Origin of the sequence: Mycobacterium sp. 1165196.3, assembly GCF_001673415.1 — a bacterium.
Lineage (GTDB): Bacteria > Actinomycetota > Actinomycetes > Mycobacteriales > Mycobacteriaceae > Mycobacterium > Mycobacterium europaeum_A.
Map to the genome: position 1 here is coordinate 1 of NZ_LZLU01000134.1, position 1,232 is coordinate 1,232.

Annotated in this window: 2 protein-coding genes; both read right to left on the reverse strand. The window is 70.4% G+C overall.

Annotation, left to right across the window (positions count from 1 at the left end; translation table 11 throughout):
- Nucleotides 1-265, reverse strand: a 265-nt coding sequence (locus tag A5659_RS14375) for a Sua5/YciO/YrdC/YwlC family protein (protein ID WP_197498016.1), incomplete at its 3' end; no start/stop codon positions are given.
- Nucleotides 258-1,157 carry a peptide chain release factor N(5)-glutamine methyltransferase gene (gene prmC / locus A5659_RS14380; RefSeq protein WP_231997833.1) on the reverse strand — a complete coding sequence of 300 codons (900 nt, stop codon included), beginning with the start codon at nt 1,155-1,157 and terminating at the stop codon, nt 258-260. The genes A5659_RS14375 and prmC, both read right to left, overlap by 8 nt.
- Between the last annotated feature and the right edge of the window lie 75 nt (nt 1,158-1,232).

Here is a 1,232-nt window from a genome sequence, read left to right on the forward strand (position 1 = left end):
GGTCGCGGGCCCCGTCCGGCATGGTGTACACGAGCCCCTCGATGGTGTGCCAGGAGCCGACCAGCACGCCCACCGGCATGTCGCGCCCGCGCCCCTTCGCCGACAGCAGCGCGGAGACCGCCGCGCTGTTGAACGCATCGGCGCCGATCCCATAGACCGTGTCGGTCGGCATGACAACCAGGCGGCCACCCTTGAGCGCTGCCGCGGCGGCGGCGATTCCGAGTGAGCGCTGATCGGGATCCGCACAGTCGAAGACGTCAGTCATGGGCGCCGCCCCTCCCCCGTTCCGCTCTCCTGCGGGCCGTGACGAACCGTGGCCGCCCGGTCAGGTCTCGGCGGGCCCGGACGTCGTCGAATGCCCCTGTGCGGTCGAACAATTCCACGGTCTGCGCCGCGGTGGTGTCATCGTGCTCGACGCCGATGAGTCCTCCCGGACACAGCCAGCGACCGGCGAGGCTGAGCAGCGGCGCGATCACCGCCATTCCGTCCGGGCCGGCGAAGACGGCCTGGTGCGGATCATGTTGCGCGACTTCGGGATCCAGCACAGCACCATCGGGAACGTAGGGCGGGTTGGCCACCACAAGGTCGACCCGGCCATCCAGATCGGCGAGCGGGCCCGGCTCGCCGGCCAGCTCTGTGACGTCGGCGCAGATCAGCTCGACCTCCGTGCCTTGCGCGTTGCGGCGGGCGTACTCGAGGGCGGCGTCAGAGTTGTCGATGGCGACGATTCGCGCCCCGGGCAAGTGGTGGGCCAGCGCCACCGCCAGGGCGCCCGACCCCGTGCACAGGTCGACGATGACAGGTCGCGGCGGAAGTTGTTGTGCCCTAGCCCATTCCAGCAGCGCTTCGGTCTCCGGGCGGGGTATGAAAACCCCGGGGCCGACGTGCAGGAGGACGGGCCCGAACGCCGCGGTCCCCAGCAGATGTTGCAGGGGAACACGTCGCGAGCGCGCGGCCACGACATCGCGGTAGCGCCCCAGGAAGTCCGCGTCCGGCGGGTCGAGCAGGGATAGGCGTCCGCGATCGGTGCCCGCCAGGTGCGCGGCCAGCTGTTCGGCATCCCAACGCGCAGAATCGATTCCCGCCTCGGCAAGGGTGGCCGCAGCATCGTCGATCGTGCGCCGCAGGCTGAGCTGGGTTGTCGCGCTTCTCCTCATCGTTTCACTCTGCATCGTCGCGCGACGTCATGCCTGTTGCAGCCGGCTCTGCTTGTCGGCGGCGGCCAGGGCGTC